Source organism: Micromonospora sp. NPDC048947, assembly GCF_040649495.1.
Classification (GTDB): domain Bacteria; phylum Actinomycetota; class Actinomycetes; order Mycobacteriales; family Micromonosporaceae; genus Micromonospora; species Micromonospora alfalfae.
In genome coordinates this window covers 70,426-93,087 of record NZ_JBEZFO010000015.1, presented here as the reverse complement: position 1 = coordinate 93,087, position 22,662 = coordinate 70,426, and the positions used below count along the sequence as shown (strand labels likewise).

23 protein-coding genes are annotated in these 22,662 nt (G+C 71.8%); 9 read left to right on the top strand and 14 right to left on the bottom strand.

Going from position 1 to position 22,662, the window contains the following annotated elements; translation table 11 throughout:
* Positions 1-51 precede the first annotated feature (51 nt).
* The 3 genes from AB0B98_RS21730 (at position 52) to AB0B98_RS21720 (ending at position 4,550) form a co-directional block, all read left to right on the top strand.
* Complete coding sequence (locus AB0B98_RS21730) at positions 52-1,611, top strand: hypothetical protein (RefSeq protein ID WP_357364813.1); 1,560 nt, start codon at positions 52-54, stop codon at positions 1,609-1,611.
* A gap of 353 nt (positions 1,612-1,964) precedes the next feature.
* Positions 1,965-3,827: a DEAD/DEAH box helicase gene (locus AB0B98_RS21725; RefSeq protein ID WP_357364918.1), complete on the top strand. Its 1,863-nt coding sequence runs from the start codon at positions 1,965-1,967 to the stop codon at positions 3,825-3,827.
* Between the two features lie 102 nt (positions 3,828-3,929).
* Complete coding sequence (locus tag AB0B98_RS21720) at positions 3,930-4,550, top strand: putative glycolipid-binding domain-containing protein (protein ID WP_238668901.1); 621 nt, start codon at positions 3,930-3,932, stop codon at positions 4,548-4,550.
* A 117-nt stretch (positions 4,551-4,667) separates the two neighbouring features.
* Here the strand turns inward: AB0B98_RS21720 and AB0B98_RS21715 are convergent, their stop codons facing one another.
* From AB0B98_RS21715 to AB0B98_RS21705, 3 genes are read right to left on the bottom strand one after another with little or no spacing between them, the layout of a single operon-like run.
* Positions 4,668-5,759 (bottom strand): PLP-dependent cysteine synthase family protein, encoded by a 1,092-nt coding sequence (locus AB0B98_RS21715; protein WP_357364812.1) that lies wholly within the window; start codon positions 5,757-5,759, stop codon positions 4,668-4,670.
* Between the two features lie 32 nt (positions 5,760-5,791).
* Entirely contained in the window at positions 5,792-6,622 is an 831-nt protein-coding gene (locus AB0B98_RS21710; RefSeq protein ID WP_357364810.1) for an SDR family NAD(P)-dependent oxidoreductase, read from the bottom strand.
* A 49-nt stretch (positions 6,623-6,671) separates the two neighbouring features.
* Positions 6,672-7,130, bottom strand: coding sequence for an Lrp/AsnC family transcriptional regulator (locus AB0B98_RS21705; protein WP_238668705.1), 459 nt, complete (start codon positions 7,128-7,130; stop codon positions 6,672-6,674).
* 270 nt (positions 7,131-7,400) lie between these two features.
* On the opposite strand from AB0B98_RS21705, the gene AB0B98_RS21700 reads away from it, so the two are divergent.
* Positions 7,401-7,667 carry a BldC family transcriptional regulator gene (locus tag AB0B98_RS21700; protein WP_007454516.1) on the top strand — a complete coding sequence of 89 codons (267 nt, stop codon included), beginning with the start codon at positions 7,401-7,403 and terminating at the stop codon, positions 7,665-7,667.
* A 144-nt stretch (positions 7,668-7,811) separates the two neighbouring features.
* Here AB0B98_RS21700 and AB0B98_RS21695 read toward each other — a convergent pair whose 3' ends face one another.
* Positions 7,812-8,441: a UbiX family flavin prenyltransferase gene (locus AB0B98_RS21695; protein WP_238668704.1), complete on the bottom strand. Its 630-nt coding sequence runs from the start codon at positions 8,439-8,441 to the stop codon at positions 7,812-7,814.
* A gap of 152 nt (positions 8,442-8,593) precedes the next feature.
* On the opposite strand from AB0B98_RS21695, the gene AB0B98_RS21690 reads away from it, so the two are divergent.
* A complete protein-coding gene (locus AB0B98_RS21690; protein ID WP_357364808.1) occupies positions 8,594-9,580 on the top strand; it encodes a terpene synthase family protein in 987 nt (328 codons plus the stop codon).
* Between the two features lie 21 nt (positions 9,581-9,601).
* On the opposite strand, the gene mqnP is transcribed toward AB0B98_RS21690, so the two are convergent.
* The gene (gene mqnP, locus AB0B98_RS21685; protein ID WP_238668702.1) at positions 9,602-10,513 is read right to left on the bottom strand and encodes a menaquinone biosynthesis prenyltransferase MqnP; all 912 of its coding nucleotides are present in this window, start codon (positions 10,511-10,513) and stop codon (positions 9,602-9,604) included.
* Complete coding sequence (locus AB0B98_RS21680) at positions 10,513-11,973, bottom strand: menaquinone biosynthesis decarboxylase (RefSeq protein WP_357364806.1); 1,461 nt, start codon at positions 11,971-11,973, stop codon at positions 10,513-10,515. Before AB0B98_RS21680 ends, mqnP begins: the two co-directional genes overlap by 1 nt.
* Positions 11,974-12,331: 358 nt before the next feature.
* On the opposite strand from AB0B98_RS21680, the gene AB0B98_RS21675 reads away from it, so the two are divergent.
* Positions 12,332-13,207 (top strand): alpha/beta hydrolase, encoded by an 876-nt coding sequence (locus AB0B98_RS21675; RefSeq protein ID WP_357364804.1) that lies wholly within the window; start codon positions 12,332-12,334, stop codon positions 13,205-13,207.
* Positions 13,208-13,283: 76 nt separating this feature from the next.
* Here AB0B98_RS21675 and AB0B98_RS21670 read toward each other — a convergent pair whose 3' ends face one another.
* The gene (locus AB0B98_RS21670) at positions 13,284-13,838 is read right to left on the bottom strand and encodes a carboxymuconolactone decarboxylase family protein (protein WP_357364803.1); all 555 of its coding nucleotides are present in this window, start codon (positions 13,836-13,838) and stop codon (positions 13,284-13,286) included.
* 82 nt (positions 13,839-13,920) lie between these two features.
* Here AB0B98_RS21670 and AB0B98_RS21665 point away from each other — a divergent pair, with 82 nt between their 5' ends.
* Entirely contained in the window at positions 13,921-14,397 is a 477-nt protein-coding gene (locus AB0B98_RS21665) for a MarR family winged helix-turn-helix transcriptional regulator (RefSeq protein WP_357364800.1), read from the top strand.
* Between the two features lie 219 nt (positions 14,398-14,616).
* Here the strand turns inward: AB0B98_RS21665 and AB0B98_RS21660 are convergent, their stop codons facing one another.
* Both AB0B98_RS21660 and AB0B98_RS21655 read right to left on the bottom strand, forming a co-directional pair.
* A complete protein-coding gene (locus AB0B98_RS21660) occupies positions 14,617-14,805 on the bottom strand; it encodes a DUF397 domain-containing protein (RefSeq protein ID WP_238668697.1) in 189 nt (62 codons plus the stop codon).
* On the bottom strand, positions 14,796-15,602 hold the full coding sequence (locus tag AB0B98_RS21655; protein WP_357364798.1) for a helix-turn-helix transcriptional regulator: 807 nt from the start codon (positions 15,600-15,602) through the stop codon (positions 14,796-14,798). The genes AB0B98_RS21660 and AB0B98_RS21655 overlap by 10 nt, the downstream gene beginning before the upstream one ends.
* A 370-nt stretch (positions 15,603-15,972) precedes the next feature.
* Here AB0B98_RS21655 and AB0B98_RS21650 point away from each other — a divergent pair, with 370 nt between their 5' ends.
* Together AB0B98_RS21650 and AB0B98_RS21645 are read left to right on the top strand one after the other, a co-directional pair.
* The gene (locus AB0B98_RS21650; protein WP_357364796.1) at positions 15,973-17,334 is read left to right on the top strand and encodes a hypothetical protein; all 1,362 of its coding nucleotides are present in this window, start codon (positions 15,973-15,975) and stop codon (positions 17,332-17,334) included.
* Between the two features lie 316 nt (positions 17,335-17,650).
* On the top strand, positions 17,651-17,851 hold the full coding sequence (locus AB0B98_RS21645; protein ID WP_357364794.1) for a hypothetical protein: 201 nt from the start codon (positions 17,651-17,653) through the stop codon (positions 17,849-17,851).
* A gap of 164 nt (positions 17,852-18,015) precedes the next feature.
* Here the strand turns inward: AB0B98_RS21645 and ccsB are convergent, their stop codons facing one another.
* The 5 genes from ccsB to AB0B98_RS21620 are packed head-to-tail and all read right to left on the bottom strand — an operon-like array spanning position 18,016 to position 22,661.
* Positions 18,016-18,987: a c-type cytochrome biogenesis protein CcsB gene (gene ccsB, locus AB0B98_RS21640; RefSeq protein WP_238668695.1), complete on the bottom strand. Its 972-nt coding sequence runs from the start codon at positions 18,985-18,987 to the stop codon at positions 18,016-18,018.
* Positions 18,987-20,630 carry a cytochrome c biogenesis protein ResB gene (locus AB0B98_RS21635; protein WP_357364792.1) on the bottom strand — a complete coding sequence of 548 codons (1,644 nt, stop codon included), beginning with the start codon at positions 20,628-20,630 and terminating at the stop codon, positions 18,987-18,989. The genes ccsB and AB0B98_RS21635 overlap by 1 nt, the downstream gene beginning before the upstream one ends.
* Positions 20,630-21,448 carry a cytochrome c biogenesis protein CcdA gene (locus tag AB0B98_RS21630; RefSeq protein WP_357364790.1) on the bottom strand — a complete coding sequence of 273 codons (819 nt, stop codon included), beginning with the start codon at positions 21,446-21,448 and terminating at the stop codon, positions 20,630-20,632. Before AB0B98_RS21630 ends, AB0B98_RS21635 begins: the two co-directional genes overlap by 1 nt.
* The gene (locus tag AB0B98_RS21625) at positions 21,448-22,014 is read right to left on the bottom strand and encodes a TlpA disulfide reductase family protein (RefSeq protein ID WP_238668692.1); all 567 of its coding nucleotides are present in this window, start codon (positions 22,012-22,014) and stop codon (positions 21,448-21,450) included. Before AB0B98_RS21625 ends, AB0B98_RS21630 begins: the two co-directional genes overlap by 1 nt.
* Entirely contained in the window at positions 22,014-22,661 is a 648-nt protein-coding gene (locus tag AB0B98_RS21620; RefSeq protein WP_091395739.1) for a histidine phosphatase family protein, read from the bottom strand. The genes AB0B98_RS21625 and AB0B98_RS21620 overlap by 1 nt, the downstream gene beginning before the upstream one ends.
* Position 22,662 lies beyond the last annotated feature (1 nt).

The following is a 22,662-nucleotide window of genomic DNA, read 5'->3' as shown; positions in this document are numbered from 1 at the left end:
TCCGACTCGACGTCACGGGTCCGGGTGCGAGCATTGGCGCGGAGGGCGGAAATGGCCGAGCAGAGAGATCCGGCGGAGACTGTCGACCCCGTGGTCGACCAGGCCGGCCCATCAGGGCCGGACAACGCCGACCCGGTGGCCGCCAGCGACGCCAGCCCGGCTGCCACCAGCTCGACAGGCAGCGACACCAGCTCGACTGCCACCAGCTCGGCCGACTCCGGCTCCACTGACGGCGACGCCGCCTCCGCTGTCAGCGATCCGGTCGGCAGCGACCCGGGCGGCAGCGACCCGGGCGGCAGCGGCACTGCGACGGACGTCGCGGACGCCGCAGCCGAGGCCGAGGCCGAGGCCGATGACGACGCATCCGTAGCCGGCGACGAGCGCCAGAGCGCGGCTGCGGCACCGGTCCGCGCACGTGCCAGCGTCGTGACCGCCGGTGCTCTCCGCAGTGACCTGCCGGCCAGCGCTCCGGTCACCGCTACCACCTACCGTGCGACAGGCTCGGCCAGCCCAGCCGACGTGTCGTTGCCGGGCCAGCGAAGCGACTCCTCCACCCCGGCCCGGGCCAGCGCCACGGTTCCGAGCAGCAGCCGGGGCACTGCCAGCGCCCTGGGCACCCCGGACCGTCGCGAGAGCACGCCGGCCGTCTATCGAGCCGCGCCGGTGGGTGCCGAGCCGGCCCAGCCTCCGACGCCGTCGACTCCGGAGCCGGAGCCGGACCCCACGCCACCCGGCCCGGGGCCGGCCCAGCCGCCGCCACCGGAACCGGAGCCCGCGCCGGCCCCTGGCCCGTATCCGCCCGGCCCGGTGCCGACGCCGGGTCCTCGACCCACGCCGCCGCCCGGTCCGGTGCCACCAGTCCCGGGCCCGCCCACCCCACCGCCCTCGCCGGTGCCGCCCATTCCCGGCCCGCCGACGCCGCCCGTCCCGAGCCCGCCGCTGCCGCCACCCGGTCCGCCGGTGCCGGCGCCACCGGCCCCGCCCGCCCCGATGCCAGCACCGCCGTTCCCGCCGCCGCCCGCGATGTCCGACACGCCCGGCGTACGGGCCAGCGCTTCGGTTTCCGCGCCACCGGCCGGGTGGTCGTCCACCGGTGGGGCGACCCGCCCGACATCCGGTGCCGGATGGGCCGGGGCACCCGCCTCCGCGCCGCCGGTAGTGCCCGCACCAGCGCTGCCGAGCTGGCCACCATCCACCGCCGGGGCCCCCTCGTCGACCAGGAACACCGGAAACGGGAACACCGGAAACTCCCGCGTGACCTCGCCGCCGAGCGGCCCGCCGGCTGGTTCCGCCGGACGGGACGCTGCCGGCGCCCGTGGTGGGCGGCACGACAGTCGTACCGACCTGGCCGGCACCGTCTACGGCAACGGCGAGGGCGCCGGCTTCACCACTGTCGCGATACCCGCCAACGCGGTGGAGACCTCCGGCTCGCTGACCGGGCACATCCTGGCCCAGGGCTGGTCCGACACGCCGGCCGAGCGGTCCAGTAACGCCCGGGTGATGATCGTCCTGGCTGCCGCTCTGGGGCTGCTGGTGGCGATCAGCGTCATGGTCGTTCTGCTGGCCGGTGACGCCCTGGACGGTCTGGTGGGCAGCGTGCTCAACGGGTGAGCCAGCGAGCGCCAGCGATGGTGAGTCCGCCCACTACGGTCGGTCAACCGGCTGGCGGCTTCGCCAGACCGCCGTACACTGGCTGAGATCACTGACCCGGCGCGCGTGGTGTGCGCCCCTGGGCGATCTTGCGGGCGATCCGGCGGTACAGCCGCGGCAGGCCATCGCGAAGATGCGCCCCGCTCGAAAGGTTTTTGTTGACCACCTCTGCTGACCCCAGCACCGTTACGTCCGTTTTCAACTCAGTCCCGGGGGCCGACGCCGCCCGGGAGCAGCTCGACGTCGCCCCGAGCGAGGCCGGCACCCCGCCGGTAGCGACAGCTCAGGCCGAGCCGACCGAGACCGCCGAGCCGATGAGCTTCGCCGCTCTCGGCCTGCCCGAGCCGCTGGTCCGGGCGCTCGCGCAGCAGGGCATCACCAGCCCGTTCGAGATCCAGCGGGCCACCGTTCCGGACGCGCTCGCCGGCCGCGACGTGCTGGGCCGCGGGCAGACCGGTTCGGGCAAGACGCTCGCCTTCGGGCTGCCGATGATCGCCCGGCTGGCCAACCGCAACCGGGCCCGGCCGATGCGTCCGCGCGCCCTGGTCCTGGTGCCCACCCGCGAGCTGGCCATGCAGGTCAACGACGCCCTGGTGCCGCTGGGCAAGTCCGTCGGCATCTTCCTCAAGACCGCCGTCGGCGGCGTTCCGTACGACCGTCAGATCGACGCGCTGCGCCGCGGCGTGGAGATCATCGTGGCCACCCCGGGCCGGCTCGGTGACCTCATCGAGCGGGGCATCTGCCAGCTCGACGACGTCGAGGTCACGGTGCTCGACGAGGCCGACCAGATGGCCGACATGGGCTTCCTGCCCGAGGTGACCGATCTGCTGGCGAAGACGCCCGCGAACGGTCAGCGGCTGCTCTTCTCGGCCACCCTGGACGGTGACGTCGACGCGTTGGTCAAGCGGTTCATGACCGACCCGGTCACCCACTCCACGGCGCCGTCCACCGCCTCGGTGTCCACCATGGACCACCACATGCTGTTGATCCCGCCGCACGAGAAGTTCCCGGTGGCGGCCTCGATCGCCGCCCGGGACGGCCGGACGATGGTCTTCGCCCGTACCCAGCTCGGGGTGGACCGGCTGGTCGAGCAGCTCGCGGCCGTCGGCGTACGCGCCGGTGGGCTGCACGGCGGCAAGACCCAGCGGATGCGCACCAAGACGCTCGCCGAGTTCCGTGAGGGCCGGATGAACGTGCTGGTCGCCACGGACGTGGCGGCACGAGGCATCCACGTCGACGGGGTCACCCTGGTGCTGCACGTCGACCCGCCGAAGGACCCCAAGGACTACCTGCACCGCGCGGGGCGTACCGCCCGGGCCGGCGAGTCGGGCGCGGTTGCCACGCTGGTGCTGCCCAAGCAGCGTCGCACCACCCTGGCGATGATGGAGAAGGCCGGCGTCGCGCCGGCCGAGACCCGGGTCCGGGTCGGCGACGCGGCGTTGGCCGAGCTGGTCGGCGCCCGCGAGCCCAGTGGCGTCCCGGTCCGCGTCGAGGCGGAGCCCCGGGGCTACGGCGACCGCTCCGGCGGCCCGCGCCGGTTCGGCGACCGCACGGGAGGCGAGCGCCGCTACGGCGACCGTCCGCAGGGTGACCGGCGCTTCGGCGACCGGCCCACCGGCGAGCGCCGCTTCGGCGACCGTCCGCAGGGCGACCGGGGCTACAGCGACCGCCCGCAGGGCGACCGGGGCTACAGCGACCGCCCGCAGGGGGAGCGCCGCTACGGCGACCGGCCCACCGGCGAGCGCCGCTTCGGCGACCGGCCGCAGGGCGACCGGAGCTACAGCGACCGCCCGCAGGGGGAGCGTCGGTTCGGCGACCGGCAGCACAGCGACCGCCCGCAGGGTGACCGGAGCTACGGCGACCGGCCGCAGGGCGAGCGGCGTTACGCCGATCGGGACACCCGGGGGTACGGCGACCGGCCGCAGGGCGAGCGTCGGTTCGGCGACCGGCAGCAGTTCGGCGACCGGGACGGTCGGGGCGACCGACCGACCGGCGAGCGTCGCTTCGGCGACCGGCCGCAGGGCGAGCGGCGCTTCGGCGACCGGGACGCTCGGGGTGGGTTCCGCCCGGAGAGCCGGGTCCGGGACGACCGGCCCCGCGACGACCGGCCCCGCGAGGACCGTCCACGTGACGATCGGCGCGGTTTTGGCGGGCGACCCGCAGCGCGTACCCACTGATTGATCCACTGAACGCCGTCGCGAAGCCCAGGCTTCGCGGCGGCGTTCGCGCATGCCCTGCCGATACCGAGCAGGTCGCGTAAGGTCCGGCTCATGCCGACCATGCCGAAGTCAATCTTCTGGTCCCGGACGGACACCGCCGGCAGCGAGCAGGTTCTGCTCGACGACGGCCAAGGGTTGGCGGCCCGGGGCACTCTGCTCGCCGTGGACCCGATCCCGTGGACCGCCCGCTACCAGCTGACCACCACGCCGGACTGGGCCACCACCCGGGTCGAGGTCGAGGCCGAGGGTCTCGGCTGGCTGCGCCGGGTGACCCTGGAGCGGGCCGCGGGCCGTTGGCGGGTGACCACAGCCGAACAGGGCGACCTGGACGCGGCCCTGGTCGCGGCCGGTCACCGCCGGGCCGGTCTGCCGGGTACGGACGACCCGGACCGGCTGGCCGACGCGCTCGACGTCGACCTGAGCGGTTCGCCGCTGTTCAACACCCTGCCGGTCCACCGCCTTCGGATGGCGGCCGAGCCGGCCGACGTGGCACACCGGATCACCGTGGCCTGGGTGCTGCTGCCCGGTCTTGAGGTGGTGCCGGCCGAGCAGATCTACACCGGGCTCGGGCCGGGTCGGGTGCGGTTCGCCAGCGGCACCTTCACGGCCGACATCGATCTTGATGACAGCGGCTACGTGGTGCGCTACCCCGGGCTGGCCGAACGGATCGACCCGCGCTGATCAGCGTCCCGGGCGGGCCGGGCCGGCCGATTGGCCTTGAGCGGGCCAGGCCCGCTGACGGCCCACACGGGCCACGCCCCGCTGACGGCCCAGGCGGGCCAGGCCCCGCTGACCGCGTCAGACGGGCCAGGCCCCGCTGGCAAGGAAGCGGTCGATGGTGGCCAGGTGCGGGGTCAGGTCGAGGCCCTGGGCGGCCACCCAGTCGTCGGCGTAGTACGTGTCGGCGTACCGGTCGCCCGGGTCGCAGATCAGGGTGACGACCGAGCCGGTCCGACGCTCGGCGAGCATCGCGGCGATCAGGCCGAACGCGCCCCACAGGTTGGTGCCGGTGGACCCGCCCACCCGGCGGCCGAGCAGCGCCGATCCGGCGCGCATGGCGGCCACCGACGCTGCGTCCGGCACCTGGACCATCCGGTCCACCACCGAGGGCAGGAACGACGCCTCCACGGTGGGCCGGCCGATCCCCTCGATGCGGGAGCCCTTCCCGGTGCGTACCGACCAGTCGGCGGCCTGCCAGGCCGGGTAGAACGCCGAGTTCTCCGGGTCGACGACGCAGAGCTTGGTGGCGAGCCGGCGGTACCGGGCGTAGCGGCCGATTGTCGCGCTGGTGCCCCCGGTGCCGGCGCCGACCACGACCCAGGCGGGGATCGGGTGCCGCTCCAGTTCCAACTGTGCGTAGATCGACTCGGCGATGTTGTTGTTGCCCCGCCAGTCGGTCGCCCGCTCGGCGTAGGTGAACTGGTCCATGAAGTGCCCGCCGGAGTCCTCGGCGAGCCACCGGGCCTCGACCACCACGCTCGCCGGATCATCCACCAGGTGGCACCGGCCGCCCTGGAACTCGATCTGCGTGATCTTCTCGGGCGAGGTGGAGGCGGGCATGACAGCGATGAACGGTAGGCCCAGCATCCGGGCGAAGTACGCCTCGGAGACGGCAGTGGAACCCGACGACGCCTCGACGATCGTGGTGCGCGGCCCGATCCAGCCGTTGCAGAGCCCGTAGAGGAACAGTGAACGGGCCAGCCGGTGCTTCAGCGAGCCGGTGGGGTGTGACGACTCGTCCTTGAGGTAGAGGTCGATCCCCCATTCCCGGGGCAGCGGGAACGGCAGCAGGTGGGTGTCGGCGGACCGGTTCGCGTCTGCCTCGACGGCGGCGATCGCCTCGGTCACCCAGGTTCGGCTGGATTCGTCGCACCGGTCGAGATGAGTCACGCTCGGAAACCTAGCAAGCGGGCCAGCTGTGGTCAGCGCCGGTCCGGCGGCGTTGACCTGCGGCGTTGGCGGCGCTGCCCGGCGCGGCCGGCGGCCCGGACGAGGGGCGTGAGTGCGACGGCCAACCTTGGGAGTGCGTCCAACAGGCGCACCTGCGCTCCCCGCCAGCGGGGCAGGCTGACCACCGGACGTGGCCGGCGGGCCAGCCGGACCGCGCGGGCCGCCACCTGCTGCGCGGTCAGCATCGATCCGGTGAACGAGGCTACCGCCCCCGGGTCGTCCAGCCGGTCGTGCAGCATCGGGGTCCAGATGCCGTCCGGGCAGAGGCAGGAGACGCGCACCCGCCGGTACCCGGCCATTCGCAGGTCGGACAGGGTGCCGAGGCTGAACGCCAGCAGGGCGTGCTTGCTGGCCGCGTACACCGTCTCGCCGGGCGCGGCGACCAGCCCGGCCAACGAGACGACGTTGAGCACGTGGCCGTGGCCCTGCCCGCGCATCACGCTCAGCGCGGCGAGGGTGCCGTTCATGGCGCCGTGGGTGTTCACGTCGAGCAGCCGACGGCGGGTCGCGGCGTCGTGCTCCCACGACGCCCCGGTGACCAGGATGCCGGCGTTGTTGACCCAGAGGGCGAGATCGCCCCGGCCTGCCGCGTTCGCGGCGATCGCGGCGCAGGCCTCCTCGTCCCGGACGTCCAGGGCGGCCGACCAGCCGCCGAGCGGCGCCGCGGCGCTCCGCACCGCCGCCGGGTCAAGGTCGGTGAGCAGCACCGACCAACCGTCGGTGTGCAGCGCGGTGGCGATGGCGCGGCCCAGGCCGCCGGCAGCGCCGGTCACCACGGCCACTGGGCGCGCCGGCGGGGTCATCGGCGCACGCTACCGCCGGCCGCCGGGCGACACCAGGGGTACGCGGCGGTCAGGCCGCGGGCGAGCCGACCGGCTGGGGGCGGTTCTCCCACTTGGTGGAGAGCGCGATGGCGGTACGGGTGGAGGCCACCCCCGGCGTCCGGTTCAACCGCACGATCAACTGCTCCAGCTCGGCGATGGTGCCGACCCGCGCCTTGAGCAGGAACGACTCCACGCCGGCCATGAAGTAGCAGGACTCGATCTCGGGCAGCACCCGCAGCGACTCGAGCATGTCGTCGGTGTCGGCACCGGAGTCCTCGACGATGCCGATCAGCGCGGTGACTCCCAACCCGATCGACTCCGGGGCCACGTCCGCGCGGTAGCCCCGGACCACGCCGCTGCTCTCCAGCTTGCCGACCCGCTCGTGCACGGCCGGGGCCGAGAGGCCCACCTGTCGGGCCAACTCGGCGTACGAGAGTCGGGCGTTGCCGCGCAGCAGGTCGACGAGGCTCAGGTCGATGGCATCCACAGAGAGTGACCTTAACCGCTGACACGTAACGTGCTGCCTTCGGCACCCGTTGGACTGAGCGGTGAGTCACTGTTCATAAACCGCCGGTCAGGGCAGAGGTAGCACCAGTAACATTACTAACTCCCCACTCAGTGCATTTTTCGCGTTTGGGCGGACAGGCCATGTCCCTGGTGCTGTAATTGCCATACGTCCCTCATGACGGCTCTGGGCTACGCACCAGCCGGGGGCAGTGTGTTCAGCCGGGGGCTTCGTCGACGCGAGGAGGGGGCTGTGGACACTGGAGATCGCCTGCTGACACCGGGTGAGGTCGCCGCGCTGTTTCGGGTAGACCCGAAAACTGTGACGAGATGGGCGGCGGCCGGCCGGATAGGAAGCATCCGGACTCCAGGCGGGCATCGCCGGTTTCGGGAATCCGAGGTGCGAGCCCTGCTTGAGGGGGAGGGCATGCTGGACGAGGTGGATGAGGTCGGTAAGCCCCGCAATGTGGGGCCGGCGGCATCCACGGGGCCGGGTCCGGCCAACGCCGGCATGTACTGAACTGGTGCGGACAACGCCACGCGGACCGGACACCAGTCCGGTCCGCGTCCCGCTTCGGCCGACCGCCGGGCGGCAGCACCGCGCGTTGCTGAGCAGCACAACGGTGCCGAGCGCGAGCGGACGGCCCAGCACGAGCGGGACGGCTCAGCTTCGGGCTGCGCCGAGCTGGCCGGACCACCGCCGGAACAGGGTGTGCGGGACGCCGAGCGCGTCCAGCACCTTGCCGGCCACGAAGTCGACCAACTGCTGGGCGCTGGCCGCCGCCCCGGCGCCGTAGAAGCCGGGGCTGGCCGGCAGCACCACAGCGCCCGCGTCGTGCAGGGCGATGAGGTGCTCCAGATGGCTGCGGGTCACCGGTGTCTCCCGGGGGACCAGCACCACGGGACGACGTTCCTTGAGGTTGACCTCTGCGGCGCGCTGCAACAGGTCCTTGGAGAGCCCGATCGCGATGCCCGCGCAGGCGGCCGTGCTGGCCGGGACCACCGCCATCCCGCGTACCCGGTAGGAGCCGCTACTCGGCCCGGCGGCCAGGTCGCCGGCCGGCCAGTGCCGCACATCCGCACTGGTCAGGTCCCGATCCAGCCAGGCGGCGAGGTCCTCGGCCCAGTGCCCGTCGCGGAAGGGCCGGCCGGTCTCGTCGAGCACCGTGAGTCGTGCCGCCCGGGACACGATCAGGTCCACCGGTTCGCCGGCGTCGAGTAGTCCGCCGACGACTGCCGCCGCGTACGGCGTACCGGAGGCACCGGAGACCCCGACCACCCATGGTTCCCGCATGCCCCCCAGCCTGCCTGGTCCGGCTGGCCCGCTGGTGGGCACCCCCGGGGTTGGTCCGGTCCGACATGTCGGACGGGGCACCTGCGCATCCCACCGACCTGACATGCTGCCGCTGGCGATTGCACCGACACCATGTCGCAGAGGAGGCATCGGTGACTACCGGCGAGATCCTCCGGGCACTGCGTGCCGAATGTCCGATCCCGCCCCGGCTTCCACCACCACACGTCGATCGTGTGCAGGACTGGCTGCTCGGTCTGTTGCCCGACCTTGGCCTTCCACTGGACGACGCCGCGCTGCACCGGCTGTCCCGGGGCGCATTCGCCAGGTACGCCGCGCGGCTCTACCCGACGGCGACCGAAGCCGATCTGCGGGTGCTGACCGCGCTGTTCACCTGGTTCTTCCTGGTCGACGACGCCTGCGACGGGCCGAGTCGGTTGACGCCGGAGCAGATCCGGGCGCTGCGCAACGGCACCCTGGCGCTGCTGCACGACGGCACCCGGCTGCGGCAGGCCGGGCTGACCGGCCCGCTGCGCCGACTGCTGGTGCTGGCCTGGCGGGAGCCGCGCCGCCGGATGCCGGCACGGTGGCGGCAGCGTTTCGCCGACGCGGTGGCCCGGCACCTCGACGGCACCTGGCAGGAGGCCGTCACCAAGGAGGCCGGGCGCCGTCCGAGCGTGGACGAGTACGTCGAGCTACGTCGGTCGACCTCGGCGGCGGAGGTGTCGTACCCGCTTGTGGAGTTCGTCAGCGGCCGGGCACTGCCCGACCCGGTCTACCACCACCCGCTGCTGCGTCAGATCGCCCGCACCGGCAACGACCTGCTCTCCTGGTACAACGACCTGGCGTCGCTGGAACGGGACCGGAGGACCGCCGGCGGGCACAACCTCGTCCTCGCCATCGAGGCCGAACTGGGCGTGCCGGAGGCGGAGGCGGCCGAACGGGCTGCCGAGCACTGGCGGGAGGCGATGCGCCGTTTCGTCGCGTTGCGCGCCGCGGTGCCGTCATTCGGCCCGGCGTTGGACGAGGCGGTCGCCGATCATTCCGACGGGATCGCTAACGCCGTGCGCGGAACCATCGACTGGACCTTCGAGAGCGCCCGCTACCCCGTCAGCACCAGCCCACCAGCCGCACTGCCGTAGGCCGAGCCGGACCACCCGGCCTCACTGCCGTAGGCCGAGCCGGATCACCAGGTCGAGCAGGGCGAAGAGGAACAGCGCGATGCCGACGAAGCCGTTTGCGGTGAAGAACGCCCGGTTGACCTTGCTGAGGTCGGTCGGGGTGACCACCAGGTGCTGGTAGCCGAACGCCACAGCGGTCAGCGCCAGCCCGATCCACCAGAGCCAGCCGAGACCGATCAGCGCACCGAACCAGATGAACAGCGCGAAGGTCACCACGTGCGCGACGGTGGAGGCGTGCAGCGCGAAACGCCGACCGTACCGGGCCGGCACGCTGTGCACGCCGATCTCCCGGTCGATCTCGGAGTCCTGGCAGGCGTAGATCAGGTCGAAGCCGCCGATCCACAGGCCCACTGCCGCGCCGAGCAGCCACGCCGGCCCGGAGCCGTCCAGGGTGCCGGTGACCGCCAGCCAGGCGCCGACCGGGCCGACCGCCTGGGCGATCCCGAGGATGGCGTGCGGCCAGTTGGTGAACCGCTTCGCGTAGGGGTAGACGACCAGCGGCACCACGGCGAGCGGCGCGAGCACCAGGCAGAGCGGGTTGAGCAGGGCGGCGGCGACGAGGAAGACCACAAGTGCGACGGCCGCGCCGGTCCAGGCCGTCCGCACGCTCACCGCTCCGGTGACCAGTTCCCGACCGGCGGTACGCGGATTCCGCGCGTCGATCTTGCGATCGAGGATCCGGTTGGCTGCCATCGCGAACGTCCGCGCCCCGACCATCGCCACTGTGATCAACAGCAGGTCGAGCCACCGTACCCGGCCGCCGTTGATCTGCATGGCGGTCAGCGCGGAGAGGAACGCGAACGGCAGCGCGAAGACCGAGTGCTCGACGGCGACGAGCTTCAGGAAGGACTTGGTCCGGCCCGGCTTCGCCGTCGGTGCGTCGATGACGGCCATCAGATCCCGTACTCCTTCCAGCGCTTGTCGACCAGGGCGGTGACTTCGGGGCTCATGCTCATTTCCTCCGGCCAACCGCGGGTGTAGCCCTCGGTGGGCAGCTTGCGGGTCGCGTCGACGCCAGCCTTGCCGCCCCAGAACTGCTGGTACGACGAGTGGTCGAGATGGTCCACCGGACCCTCGGTGAGCAGCAGGTCGCGGGCGTAGTCGACGTTGCCGAAGGCCCGGAAGGCGACCTCGTTGTAGTCGTGCACGTCGCAGTCCTCGTCGACGATCACGATCAGCTTGGTCAGCGACATCAGGTGCGCGCCCCAGATCGCGTTCATCACCTTCTGGGCGTGCTTCGGGTAGCGCTTGCGGATCGAGACGATCGCGCAGTTGTGGAAGACGCCCGCGGCCGGCAGGTCGTAGTCGACGATGTCCGGGATCATCAGCTTGAGCAGCGGCTGGAAGATCCGTTCGGTGGCCTTGCCGAGGCCGTGGTCCTCCTGCGGCGGCTTCGAGGTGACGATCGAGTGGTAGACCGGCTTGCGCTGCATGGTCATCGCTTCGATGTGTAGCACGGGGAACGGCTCGACCGGCGTGTAGAAGCCGGTGTGGTCGCCGAACGGCCCCTCGGGCAGCCGCTCACCCGGCTCCAGGTAGCCCTCCAGCACGATCTGCGCGTGCGCCGGCACCTGCAGCGGCACGGTGAGGCAGTCGACCATCTCCACCCGCTCGCCGCGCAGGAACCCAGCGAACAGGTACTCGTCGATGTCGCTGGGCAGCGGCGCGCTGGCCGCGTACGAGACGACCGGGTCGCAGCCGATCGCGACCGCGACCGGCAGGCGCTGCCCGAGCCGCTCGGCGACCGCGTGGTGCGCCGTGGAGTCCTTGTGGATCTGCCAGTGCATGCCCAGGGTGTTGCGGCCGTGCTGCTGGAGTCGGTACAGGCCGAGGTTGCGCTTGCCGGTCTCCGGGTGCTTGGTGTGGGTCAGCCCGTAGTTGTGGAAGATCCCGCCGTCGTCGGGCCAGACCTGCAAGCCCGGCAGCCGGCCGAGGTCGACGTCCTCACCCCGGTAGACGACCTCCTGGCAGGGGGCGGTCTTCACCTTGCGCGGCGGCAACGACTTGAGCTGCATGACCTTGCCGAGGCCCTCCCGGATGCCCGACCAGCCGACCGGCAACTCCGGCTTGATCATCGCGCCGATCCGGGCACCGATCTCGTCCAGCGAGTCGACGCCGAGCGCCATCGCCATCCGCTTCTCGGTGCCGAACAGGTTGATCGCCACCGGCATCTCGCCCCGGGTCGGACGCTCGAAGAGCAGCGCCGGGCCGCCGGCCCGCACCGTGCGGGTGACCACCTCGCTGATCTCCAGGGTCGGATCGACCGGGACGTCGATCCGGCGCAACTCCCCCGCGCGCTCCAGCGCCGCGATGAAGTCCTTGAGATCGGTGTACGGGAAGCCACGAGCCGCCATGTCGCCCAGTCTCCCGCACCGACTCCCGCAGGGCCCAAGCCGGGTGCTGTGACGCTCGCGATCGCCCGCCGTCAGCAGCGGGCGGCGGGCCTGGGCGGGGGGCCCGGGCGGGCGGCGGGCCCGGGCGGCGGGCGGCGCGTCTAGATCGACTCGGGTTCCTTGAAGTCGCGGTGTCCCGGGCTGCCAGACACCGCGACTTCAAGGAAGACGAGTCGATCAACCGGCGGGACCCGAATCTCGCGGGCATGGCGGCCGGTGGAGCGGGTAGCCGGGCAGGCGGCTGCCGGGCGGCAGAGGGCACGCGCGCGGCGTACGGCAGAGGACGCGCGCGGCGGGCGGGCGGCGGATGGAGGCGGCGATGGCTGGGGAGCGGGTTCCGGCGGGGTTCAGCGAGCAGCGGGCTCGGGTCGGTCAGATCACCATGAACTACGTTCGTGGCGGTGCCGGCCCGCCACTGGTGCTGCTGCACGGGTACCCGCAGTGCTGGCACATGTGGCGGCATCTGCTGCCCGAGTTGGGGCGCTCCTTCGACGTGGTCGCGCCCGACCTGCGCGGTTTCGGGGGCAGCGACGCCCCGGACGGCGGGTACGACAAGAAGACTGTCGCCTCCGACCTGCATGGACTACTCGACCAGCTCGGCCTGGCCAGTGACCTTCGGCTGGTCGGGCACGACCTGGGGACCATGGTGGCGTACGCGTACGCCGCCGCCCATCCGCAGCGGGTGAGTCGGCTGGTGCTCAGCGAGGCGCCGATCCCCGACGAGAGCATCTACACGTTCCCCGCGCTCACCTCGGCCGGGCCCGGGGTGTGGAACTTCGGCTACTTCTCCATCGGCAACGGGCTTCCGGAGGCGTTGGTCGACGGGCGGGAGTCACTCTGGGTGGACCGGTTCACCGACGCGCTGATGGTGCGCAAGGGCAGCATCGCCGCGCCCGACGTCGAGGAGTTCGCCAGCCATCTGCGCGACCCGGCGCATCTGCGGGCCAGCTTCGCCTACTTCCGGGCGTTCGAGCAGGACATCGCCGACAACGCGGCGTACCGGGGCACGAAGCTGACCATGCCGGTGCTGGCCGTCGGCGCGGCGGCCAGCCTCGGCGGGCAGGTCGCCGAGCAGGTTCGCCGGTACGCCGACACGGTCCGCGGCGAGGTGATCGGGGACTGCGGGCACTGGCTGTACGAGGAGCGTCCGGACGAGATGCTCGCCCTGCTGCGCGACTTCCTCGGGGCGTCCTGAGCAGCGGGGCGGCCTGAGCGACGGTCGGTGACGTGTCCGAGTCTGCGCGCCGGAGACACCGACCCGGCCACGCTGGTCAAGCCGCGGGCGTCCAGGCGTGGGCGGCCAGCGGTGGGTCGAGCGGCGCCCGGGTGAGCCGGTTGGCGAAGGTGGACATTGTGTACGCGCCGACGCCGAGCACCACGTCCAGCGCGTGCCGGGGCTGGTAGCCGGCGGTCAGGAAGGCGTCCAACTCGTCGTCGGGCACTGCGCCTCGGTGGTCGAGCACGGCCAGCGTGAAGCGGCGCAGCGCCTCCAGTCGCGGCTCGGGCAGCGCCGAGCCGGCGCGTAGTGCGGTGATCAGTTCGGCGGTCGCGCCGAGTTGGGTGAGCTTGCCGGTGTGCAGGGCGACGCAAAAATGGCATTCGTGACTGGTGGAGATCGCCAGGATGACCACCTCCCGTTCCAGCGGGGCGAGGTCGGTCTGCTCGAAGCCCGCGCTGGCGGTGAGGAAGCCGGTGAGCAACTGCGGCGAGTCGGCTATCAGCGCCACCGCGCTGGGCAGCCAACCGAACCGGCCGCGTACGCCCTCGATGGCTCGTCGGGCGGCGGCGGGCGCGGTCTCGGCGGTGTGAGCGGTGAAGACGGGCATGGCTGCCTACTTTCCGGAGTTCGGATCGCGTGACGTAAGATAGTCAACGTGGTTGACGAAATAGTAAACGTGGTTGTCGAACATGGCAACCCCTGATCCCGCGCGGCCCGGCTTCGCGCTGCCGCTGCTGCTGCTGGCCGGCTTCCGGACGCTGATCGACGACCTGCACGCCGAGCTGGCCCGGGAGGGGCATCCGGAGCTGCGACCGCTGCACGGGTTCGTGCTCCAGGCCGTCGGCGCGGACGGCACCACCGCCACCGAGCTGGGTCAGCGACTGGGCATCTCCAAACAGGCCGCCGGCAAGACCGTCGACCGGTTGGTGGCCGTCGGCTACCTGGAGCGGGTCGACGACCCCACCGACGCCCGACGGCGGCTGGTCCGGGTGACAGCGCGCGGCGCCGACGGGCTACGCCGCTCGGCCGAGATCTTCGACCGGCTGCGTGCACAGTGGGCGGACACGCTCGGCCCGGATCGGGTCACCGCGATGGAAGACGACCTCGGCACCATGGCCTCGGCCAACTGGTTCCGACTCGACGTGCCCGGCTGGTTCGGCGGCTGATCGCGCCTGCCGGGCAGCTCATCGCGCCTGCCGGGCAGCTCATCGCGGCTGCCGGGCAGCTCATCGCGGCTGCCGGGCAGCTCATCGCGGCTGCCGGGCAGCTCATCGCGGCTGCCGGGCAGCTCATCGCGGCTGCCGGGCAGCTCATCGCGGCTGCCGGCGGCTGATCGCGCCTGCCGGCCGGCTGGTTCGGTGGACGGCGGCTGATTCGGTGGACGGTCAGTGGGTGCGGGCCAGCTCGACGAAGGCCCGCCACGAGGCCGGGGTGAAGGTGAGCAGGTCGCCGTCGCGGTCCTTGGAATCGCGGACGTGCACCCGGCCGGGCAGGTTGTCGGCGACCTCGACGCACGCGCCAGCGTCATTGCCGCTCCGGGTGGACTTGTGCCAGCGGGCTCCGGTCAGATCCATGGCTTCACGATCTCCTCGAGCAGGTCGATCGACTGCTGCCGGGGCAGCGCGTCACTGCGCAGACTCTCCCACCTTCCGAGCAGCGTCGCCACCTCGTTGATGTCGTCCACGGCGGTGCCACCGGTCTGGTTGTCGAGGAAGCCGAGCCAACTGCCGTCGGCGGTGCGGCCGAGGATGAACGGCCCGAAGAGGCCGGCGTGCAGGCCCACACCCTGCGGCAGCACGTGCACCCTGATGTGCGGGCGGCGGGCGCACGCCACCAGGTGCCGCAGTTGCTCGGCCAGCACCCCGGCACAGCCCTCCGCGAAGCGCTGCAACGCGGCCTCGTCGATCACGGCGGTGAGCTGCGGCGGGTGCTCCCTGTCGAGGATCGTCTGCCGCTCCAACCGGGCCGCCACCAACTCCTCCACCCGGTCGGCGGTCAGCCCCAGGTCGAGCCGGAACACCGCCCGGGCGTAGTCGGCGGTCTGCAACAGCCCGGGGATCATCGTCGCGCCGAAGCAACGCAGTTGGGTGGCGACCCGCTCGACCTCCAGCCAGGGGCGGAACCAGACCGGCTCGCCGTCACGCCGACCCAGCTCCCGCAGTGAGACCAGCAGGCCGCCGGTGTCGAGCACCTCGTCGGCCCGGATCAGGTACGCCTCGTTGGGCGCCGCCTGCCCCAGCTCGACGGCCGACACCATTGACGGCGAGTAGTGCGCGCGTTTGCCGTACTCCTCCTGAGTCAGCCCGGCCGCGAGCCGGGACCGCCGGAGCTGCTCCCGGATCAGCGCCGCCGTGGACACCACTGTGGTCACTGCACCCACCTTCCGCCGCGATCGTCGGGTCGCACGACCCACCTGCCGCACGGTAGCGAGCACTCGACGCTGCGTCACCCCATGACGCGCATGTCGCGGTAACGCGAGCTGCGACCCCGGCTAGCCGTCTGCCACCACAAGATCCACTCGGGTTTCAGGAAGTCGCGACATCGCACGGCGCAGGACACCCCCACTTCCTGAAAACTGAGTGGATCAAACGGCCGACCGGGTCCGGTTTCGACGACGATCGCGACCTGGTCGACCGATCGAAAACTGTCGCAGGCGATCTCTAAGATCATGGATGCCGATCGGGTCGGGGTGCGGCAGACCCGGCTTCTTCCGATCGGCTCATCCCTCAGCAAGGAGATCAATGAGATCTGTGCACGTTGCGCGTGGCAGGCTCTTGCGCGGCCTGACCGCTCTGGTCGTGGGCACCGCGGGGGTCGCCGTTGCGGCTGGCCCGGCCACGGCCCAGGACGACCCCGGCTGGGTCAGCGGATGGCTCGATGACGTCACCGTCGGCGGCCCCGGCGCTCCCGGCCGCACTGTGCCACTGACCCTGACCAGCACCGGTGCCAGCCAGCCCCGGGTGACCATCGACCTGACCGGCCTGACGGGCGTGGCCACCGCCGCCTTCCCCGACTACTGCGTAACCCAGGGCACCTCGGTGACCTGCCCGATGCCTCCGACCGCCATCGACGAGTTCGGCACGCTCACCGGCACCGTGCCGGTGGTGTTCCGGGCCGCGCCCGGCGCTGTCGACGGCGCGACCGGCACCCTCGACTACACGGCGCTCGGCGAGCAGACCGAGGCGTACACCCAGCAGGCGACTGTCACCGTGCGGTCCGGGCCCAACCTGCTCGACATGGTCGATCAGACCGTGACCGGCGTGGACGTGGGCGACACGCTTCCCGTCCCGGTGGCCGTGGTCAACGCCGGCGACCAGCCGGCCGTGGACCTGCGGCTCACCATGCGCTTCCCGGTGGGCCTCGTGCCCGCCAGCTACCGTAACTGCCGGTACGGCACCGACCGGGTGCTCGCCACAGTGGTCGTCTGCACCGTGCGGGGCACGTTCGCGCCCGGCCAGCGGCACGAGCTGCGGGATGGGCTGGCCACCACGGTCGGCCCGGCGACGCTCGGCAGCAAGCGGATCACCCAGGTCGTGCAGGCCCTGGCCAGCGCCGGCCCGCTCCCGAGTGGGGTGAAACTCAAGAGCCGCGACGCCGACCAGGCGCTACGGCTACGGGCGGTGGGCGCACCGCTCGACGTGCTGCCGACCGAGGCGACCCGGGCCGAAGGCCAGACCTACCTGCGGGGCGTGCACGGCACCTTCGACATCGTCGCGAAGGGCGCGGCCGTCACCGCAGCCGTCGGTGACACCGTGCGGGTCACAGTGGGCCTGCGCAACAAGGGTCCGGGCGTGCCAGACGGCAGCCTCTCCGGCGAGGGCGTCGGGGCCTTCGCCTTCGTCCCGCCCGCCGGGGTCACCGTGCTGGCCGCTCCATCCGATTGCTGGCTGAACGGCGACGAGGAGGAGACCGAGACCGTCCCGGCAACCTGGTACTGCAACGGGCCGGGGTCGGTCTTCCCGGCCGGCACGGCCCACAAGGTCGGGTTCGACCTGCGGATCGACAGCCTCTCCGGGGTCCCCGGCGAGGTCCAGCCGTTCCAGCGCTACCCCCGGGTGGACGACAACCCGAACAACGACGTCGCCCCGGTGACCGTGAGCTGATCACTGCCGCCTGAACGACGCGGGCCGGTCACGGATGATCCGTGACCGGCCCGCACCGGGCAGCCAGGGTCAGCGAGGACCCGGCGGACGGTCAGCGGGTGCCGGGGGTTGACGGTTGTCACCGCGAGATCCACTCGGGCTTCATGAAATCGCGGTATCCCAGGCGGCAGGACACCCCGACTTCACGAAAGTCGAGTGGATCAACGGCGACCGGGCGCGGGCCGCTGCCGCATCACCGACCAGGGTCGGGTCAAGACCGGCGGGCACATCTCACCGTGGCTGGCCGAACGGCGGGACGCAGGAGCAGAGTGGATCCATGTCGGATGCGTACGTCGTCGGCGACCCGGACGGGTTGTCACCCCTACAGGTCGAGCTTCGCGACGCCATCGCCCGTGAGCTGCACGCCCAACTGGCGTTGCGCGGCGAGCGGATCGAGCTGGCCGACCTACCGGAGGTGTCCTACCAGGTGACGATCCAGGTCGAGCGGGCCATCCGGGCCCGGCTGCCCACGCCGTAGACGCGGGCCCCGCGAGGTCCAGCCGTCCTGAGCGCCCACCCCCGGGTGGACGACGACCCGGACAACGACACCGCCCCGGTCACGGTGAGCTGACCGAGGCCGACAGAACGACGCGGGCCGGTCACGGACGAATTCCGTGGCCGGCCCGCGGTTCATCGAACAGGTCAGTCCAGCCCGCCGTACGAGTGCAGGCCGGTGAAGAAGATGTTCACGCCGAACAGGTTCATCAGCATGGTGAGGAAGCCGAGCACCGCGATCCAGGTGGCCACGTTGCGCTTGACGCTGGGCGTCGCGCGGGCGTGCAGGTAGCCGGCGTACACCACCCAGGAGATGAACGCCCAGGTCTCCTTCGGGTCCCAGCCCCACGGCCGGCCCCAGGCCGCCTCGGCCCAGATGGCACCGGCGATCACCGCGAAGGTGAAGATCGGGAAGGCGAAGGCGTGCAGCGCGAAGGTCAGCCGCTCCAGGCCGGCCGCGCCGGGCAGCCGCTTGGCCAGTGTGTACGGGAAGCTGCGCTTGCCCTGCTCGTACCCGTTGCGCATCAGGAAGCCGACCGCCGGCACCACGCCGAGCAGGAAGATGCCGGACGCGAAGACGATCGTCGAGACGTGGATGATGAACCAGTACGAGTTCAGCGCCGGCACCAGCGGCACGATCGGCACGTACAGCACCAGCTCGGCGGTGGCGACCAGCAGCACCATCACCAGGGTGAGGAAGAGCCCGAGCTTGCGCAGCGACTGTCGCTTCCAGAGCACCACCAGCCAGGCGGCCACCCCGATGAACGTCACAGTGAGCACGAACTCGTACATGTTGCCCCAGGGCATCCGGTCCGCAGCGAGCCCACGGGTCACCAGCGCCGCCAGGTGCAGCGCGGCGGCGACAGCCGTGGCACCCACCCCGATCAGGCCCGCGAGCCGTGCCCGCCCGGCGGAACGGTCGACCGTGGGCGGCGACGGGACCGGCGCGGGCGGCGTCGGGACGACACCGCCACCGGCACCGACCAACTCGCGCACCGGAGCCGCCGTGGCGACCCGGGTACGCACGTTGCCCAGCGCGTACTCGACGGCGTGGCCGATCATCGCGATCAGGTACGCCAGGATCGCGAATGTCACCAGATTGTCGGAGAGTGCGGACATCACTCGGCTCCTTCTCGCACGCCGGCCCGGTCAGCGGAGTCAGCGCCAGCACCAGCCCGTTCGGCACCGCTGACGGCGGCGACCAGCTGGGTGAACTCGTCGGCGAACCCTGGATAGTCGGTACGCGGCAACCCGCCGACCTCCATCAAGCTACTACCGCTCGTCGGAGATCCTTCCCCGGGGTCGGCCGGCACCACCCGGAAGAACACCCGGCGGCGTTTCCCGAACAGCGAACCCATCAACCCGACCAGCAGGACGCCGCAGCTGACAAGCAGCATCGTCGAGCCCGGATCGTGCCGGATGGAGAGGGTGACGTACCGCTCGGTGCCCAGGAACTCGACTGTCGTGCCGTCGTCCAGCTTCCAGGTCTCGCCCTTGCGGAGCAGTTTGGTGCCGACCTCCTTGACCTTGCCGGCCCGCACCTGCCGCTGGTCGAGCTGGTAGACCGAGCCGGGGATACCGGCGTCCAGGCCGAGGTTGCCCCGATAGGCGACCAGGTTCAGCGCCGGGTTGCGCTCGGTCGGGTACTGCGAGCGGACGAACGGCGCCTGCTCGGGTGCCGTGGGCAGGTAGATGCCGGTGAACGCCATCTGCAGATCCGGTGCGCGCTGACCGGTCGCCGGGTCGACGTTCGCGTCCGGGAAGGCCGCCAACCCTTCGCTGGTCAGGCCCATGTCGCCGGTGGTCAGGAACGGTTCGTCACTGATCTGGCTGTTGCCGAACCGGTCGGTGTAGCGGATCACCGGGGCGTACCCGTGGCCGAGCAGGTAGACGCTCGCGTCGTTGAGGCGCAGCGGCGAGTTCACCGAGAAGTCGGCGCTGCGGGTCGGCTCGTCCGGGCCGTCGACTGTGACAGTGGCGTTGAAGAACTCCGGTTGGCCGGACGCCAGGAACCGGGCCTCGAAGTCGTCCAGCCGCAGGCAGAAGCCGGGCAGGTCGGCGCTGTCCACCTGGGGGCCGAGCTTCGCCTCGGCGTACTGCTGGCGGGTGTTGCAGAACGCGTTGTCAGCGCCGGCCACCAGCAGCCGGTTGCCGCTCCAGCCGTACCAGGAGCCGAGCGCCACCCCGATCAGCACAGCGATCAGCGAGGTGTGGAACAGCAGGTTGCCGGTCTCCTTGAGGTAGCCCTTCTCGGCGGAGACCTCGCCGCCGCGCACCTCGACACGCCAGCGGCGCTTGCGCAGCGCCTCCGCGATGGCCGCCGCCCCACCGGGCGGGGCGGGCAGCACTGTGTGCTGCGGCAGCCGGGCCATCCGCTTCGGCGCGGCCGGCGGACGCGAGCGCAGCGTGCGGATGTGGTCACGCAGCCGGGGAGTGATGCAGCCGATCAGGGAAGTGAACAGCAGCAGGTAGATCGCGGAGAACCAGACCGACCCGAAGACCTCGAACGCGCCGATCCGGTCCAGCCGGGGGGCCCAGTCCGGGTGGTCGACGAAGTACTCGTTGACCTTCTCCGGGCTGATCCCGCGCTGCGGCAGCACCGAGCCGGGGATGGCGGCGATCGCGAGCAGGAAGAGCAGAATCAGCGCCGTACGCATGCTGGTGAGCTGCCGCCACGAGTTGCGCAGCAGGGCCAGCAGCCGGTTCGGCCGGCGGCGTGGCGCGGGCGCCACGGTCTCCGGTCGGTCGTCGACGACAGTCATCAGATGCTCACCTCGCCCACCCCGACGGTGGTCTGCAGCCAGATCACGAAGCTCTGCCATCCGCCGGTGACCAGGGCCAGACCGATCAGGATGAGCAGGGCGCCACCGACCCGGGTGACCCAGCGGCTGTTGCGCCGAACGGCGCGGAAGACCCCGAGCACGCGTTCGAAGCCCAGCCCGAAGACGATGAACGGTATCCCCAACCCGAGGCAGTACGCCACGGCGAGCACCACGGCTCGGTCGCTCTGGCCGCTGGCGGTGGCCATGCCCATCACCGCGCCGAGCGTGGGGCCGGTGCAGGGCACCCAACTGAGCGCGAAGACCGCCCCGAAGACCGGTGCGCCGAGCAGACCGGCCGACGGCAACCGGGAGATCCGGAACTCCCGTTGCAGGGCCGGGATCATCCCGAGGTAGCTCAACCCCGCCACGATGATCAGCACGCCGACGCCGATCTGCAACTCGCGCTTGTAGTCGAAGAACACCCGGCCGATGCTGGCGAAGAGGATCGCGGTGGCCACGAAGACGACTGTGAAGCCGCCGATGAAGAGCAGCGTCCCGGCGAGTACCCGACCCTTGACCGCGCCGACCCGCGCGACCCGCTCCTTGACGGCGACACCCCCGCCGGCCGGCGCGGGATCGGCCTCCGGCCGCCGGCCCTCCAGGTCGGCGCCGGCCAGACCTGTCACGTACGACAGGTAACCGGGGACGAGTGGAAGCACGCACGGGGAGAGGAAACTGACCAGGCCGGCGAGCGCCGCCGCGCCGATGGCTAGCAGCAGCGGCCCGCGGAGGGCCAGTTGCTCGAAGGTCTCCCCCATCAGTTCGGGGCCGGCTTCTCGGCGGCGACCCGTTCGACGATCGGCAGCAGCTCGTCCTTCGTCACAGCGCGACGGATCACCACAGCGATCCGGCCGTCGCGGTCGAGGACCACAGTCGCCGGTGTCGAATTGGGCGGGATGTCGAAGTTCAGCGCCTGGCGGCTGGAGGGGTCGAAGATGCTCGGGTAGGTGGCCCGCCCCTGCTCGAAGGCGATCGCCTTGTCCTTGCTGTCCTGCACGTTGACCCCGAGGAAGGTCACCCCGGACGCCTTGGTGGCCTGGTAGGTGTCCTCCAGGTCGTCGGCCTCCGCACGGCAGGGAGCGCACCAGGAACCCCAGAAGTTGACCACCACCACCTGGCCGCGCGCCTGGGAGACGTCGTACTGGCCGCCGGTGAGCAGTTCGCCGATCACCTTGGGGGTCTTCGACCGCTGGTCCGGCGCACAGGTGATCGTGAGGCCATCACTTGTGCAGTCCTTTTCCCCGCCGCCCCCGGACGTGCAGCCGACCAACGCCACCGCGGCGACGGTGGCGAGCAGACCGGCGGTCCACCTCCGGGCGTTCATCAGGCCCCCTTGGCCGTCCGGGCGGTCGCGGAGAGAGCGATCAGGTGCGCGGCCGGCTCGCTGTAGCCGATGCCCGCCACCTTCGCGCCGTCGAAGTGGAACGAGGTGAGACTCGCCAGCCCGCACTGCCGCTTGCGCGGGTCGTGCCAGAGCCGCTTGCGCTCGACGTAACGACGCAACGTCCAGATCGGGAGCTGGTGCGACACCAGCACCGCCTCGCGTCCCTCGGCGGCGACCCGGGCGGCGTGCACGGCAGCGAACATCCGCTCCGCGATCACCCGGTACGCCTCACCCCAGGACGGGGTCACCGGGTCGCGCAGCACCCACCAGTTGCGCGGGTCGCGGAACGACCCGTCACCCGGGGAGACCTTCTTGCCCTCGAACCAGTTGGCGCTCTCGATCAGCCGCTCGTCCACCCCCACCGGCAGCCCGAACTGGGCGGCGATCGGCTCGGCGGTCTGCTGGGCGCGCTCCAGCGGGCTGGCCACCACGTGCACGATCTCCCGCTCGGCCAGGCCCTGCGCGGCGGCCTTGGCCATCTGCACACCCAGCTCGGAGAGGCGGAACCCGGGCAGCCGGCCGTAGAGGATCTGGTCGGGGTTGTACACCTCGCCGTGCCGAAGCACGTGGACCACCGTCTTGCTCACG

Excerpts from the sequence above, each read along its gene's own strand:
- AB0B98_RS21730 (WP_357364813.1), top strand. The coding sequence starts at position 52 with ATGGCCGAGCAGAGAGATCCGGCGGAGACTGTCGACCCCGTGGTCGAC.
- AB0B98_RS21725 (WP_357364918.1), top strand. The coding sequence starts at position 1,965 with ATGAGCTTCGCCGCTCTCGGCCTGCCCGAGCCGCTGGTCCGGGCGCTC.
- AB0B98_RS21720 (WP_238668901.1), top strand. The coding sequence starts at position 3,930 with ATGCCGAAGTCAATCTTCTGGTCCCGGACGGACACCGCCGGCAGCGAG.
- AB0B98_RS21710 (WP_357364810.1), bottom strand. The coding sequence starts at position 6,622 with ATGACCCCGCCGGCGCGCCCAGTGGCCGTGGTGACCGGCGCTGCCGGC.
- AB0B98_RS21695 (WP_238668704.1), bottom strand. The coding sequence starts at position 8,441 with ATGCGGGAACCATGGGTGGTCGGGGTCTCCGGTGCCTCCGGTACGCCG.
- mqnP (WP_238668702.1), bottom strand. The coding sequence starts at position 10,513 with ATGGCCGTCATCGACGCACCGACGGCGAAGCCGGGCCGGACCAAGTCC.
- AB0B98_RS21680 (WP_357364806.1), bottom strand. The coding sequence starts at position 11,973 with ATGGCGGCTCGTGGCTTCCCGTACACCGATCTCAAGGACTTCATCGCG.
- AB0B98_RS21675 (WP_357364804.1), top strand. The coding sequence starts at position 12,332 with ATGGCTGGGGAGCGGGTTCCGGCGGGGTTCAGCGAGCAGCGGGCTCGG.
- AB0B98_RS21670 (WP_357364803.1), bottom strand. The coding sequence starts at position 13,838 with ATGCCCGTCTTCACCGCTCACACCGCCGAGACCGCGCCCGCCGCCGCC.
- AB0B98_RS21665 (WP_357364800.1), top strand. The coding sequence starts at position 13,921 with ATGGCAACCCCTGATCCCGCGCGGCCCGGCTTCGCGCTGCCGCTGCTG.
- AB0B98_RS21660 (WP_238668697.1), bottom strand. The coding sequence starts at position 14,805 with ATGGATCTGACCGGAGCCCGCTGGCACAAGTCCACCCGGAGCGGCAAT.
- AB0B98_RS21650 (WP_357364796.1), top strand. The coding sequence starts at position 15,973 with ATGAGATCTGTGCACGTTGCGCGTGGCAGGCTCTTGCGCGGCCTGACC.
- AB0B98_RS21645 (WP_357364794.1), top strand. The coding sequence starts at position 17,651 with ATGTCGGATGCGTACGTCGTCGGCGACCCGGACGGGTTGTCACCCCTA.
- ccsB (WP_238668695.1), bottom strand. The coding sequence starts at position 18,987 with ATGTCCGCACTCTCCGACAATCTGGTGACATTCGCGATCCTGGCGTAC.
- AB0B98_RS21635 (WP_357364792.1), bottom strand. The coding sequence starts at position 20,630 with ATGACTGTCGTCGACGACCGACCGGAGACCGTGGCGCCCGCGCCACGC.
- AB0B98_RS21630 (WP_357364790.1), bottom strand. The coding sequence starts at position 21,448 with ATGGGGGAGACCTTCGAGCAACTGGCCCTCCGCGGGCCGCTGCTGCTA.
- AB0B98_RS21625 (WP_238668692.1), bottom strand. The coding sequence starts at position 22,014 with ATGAACGCCCGGAGGTGGACCGCCGGTCTGCTCGCCACCGTCGCCGCG.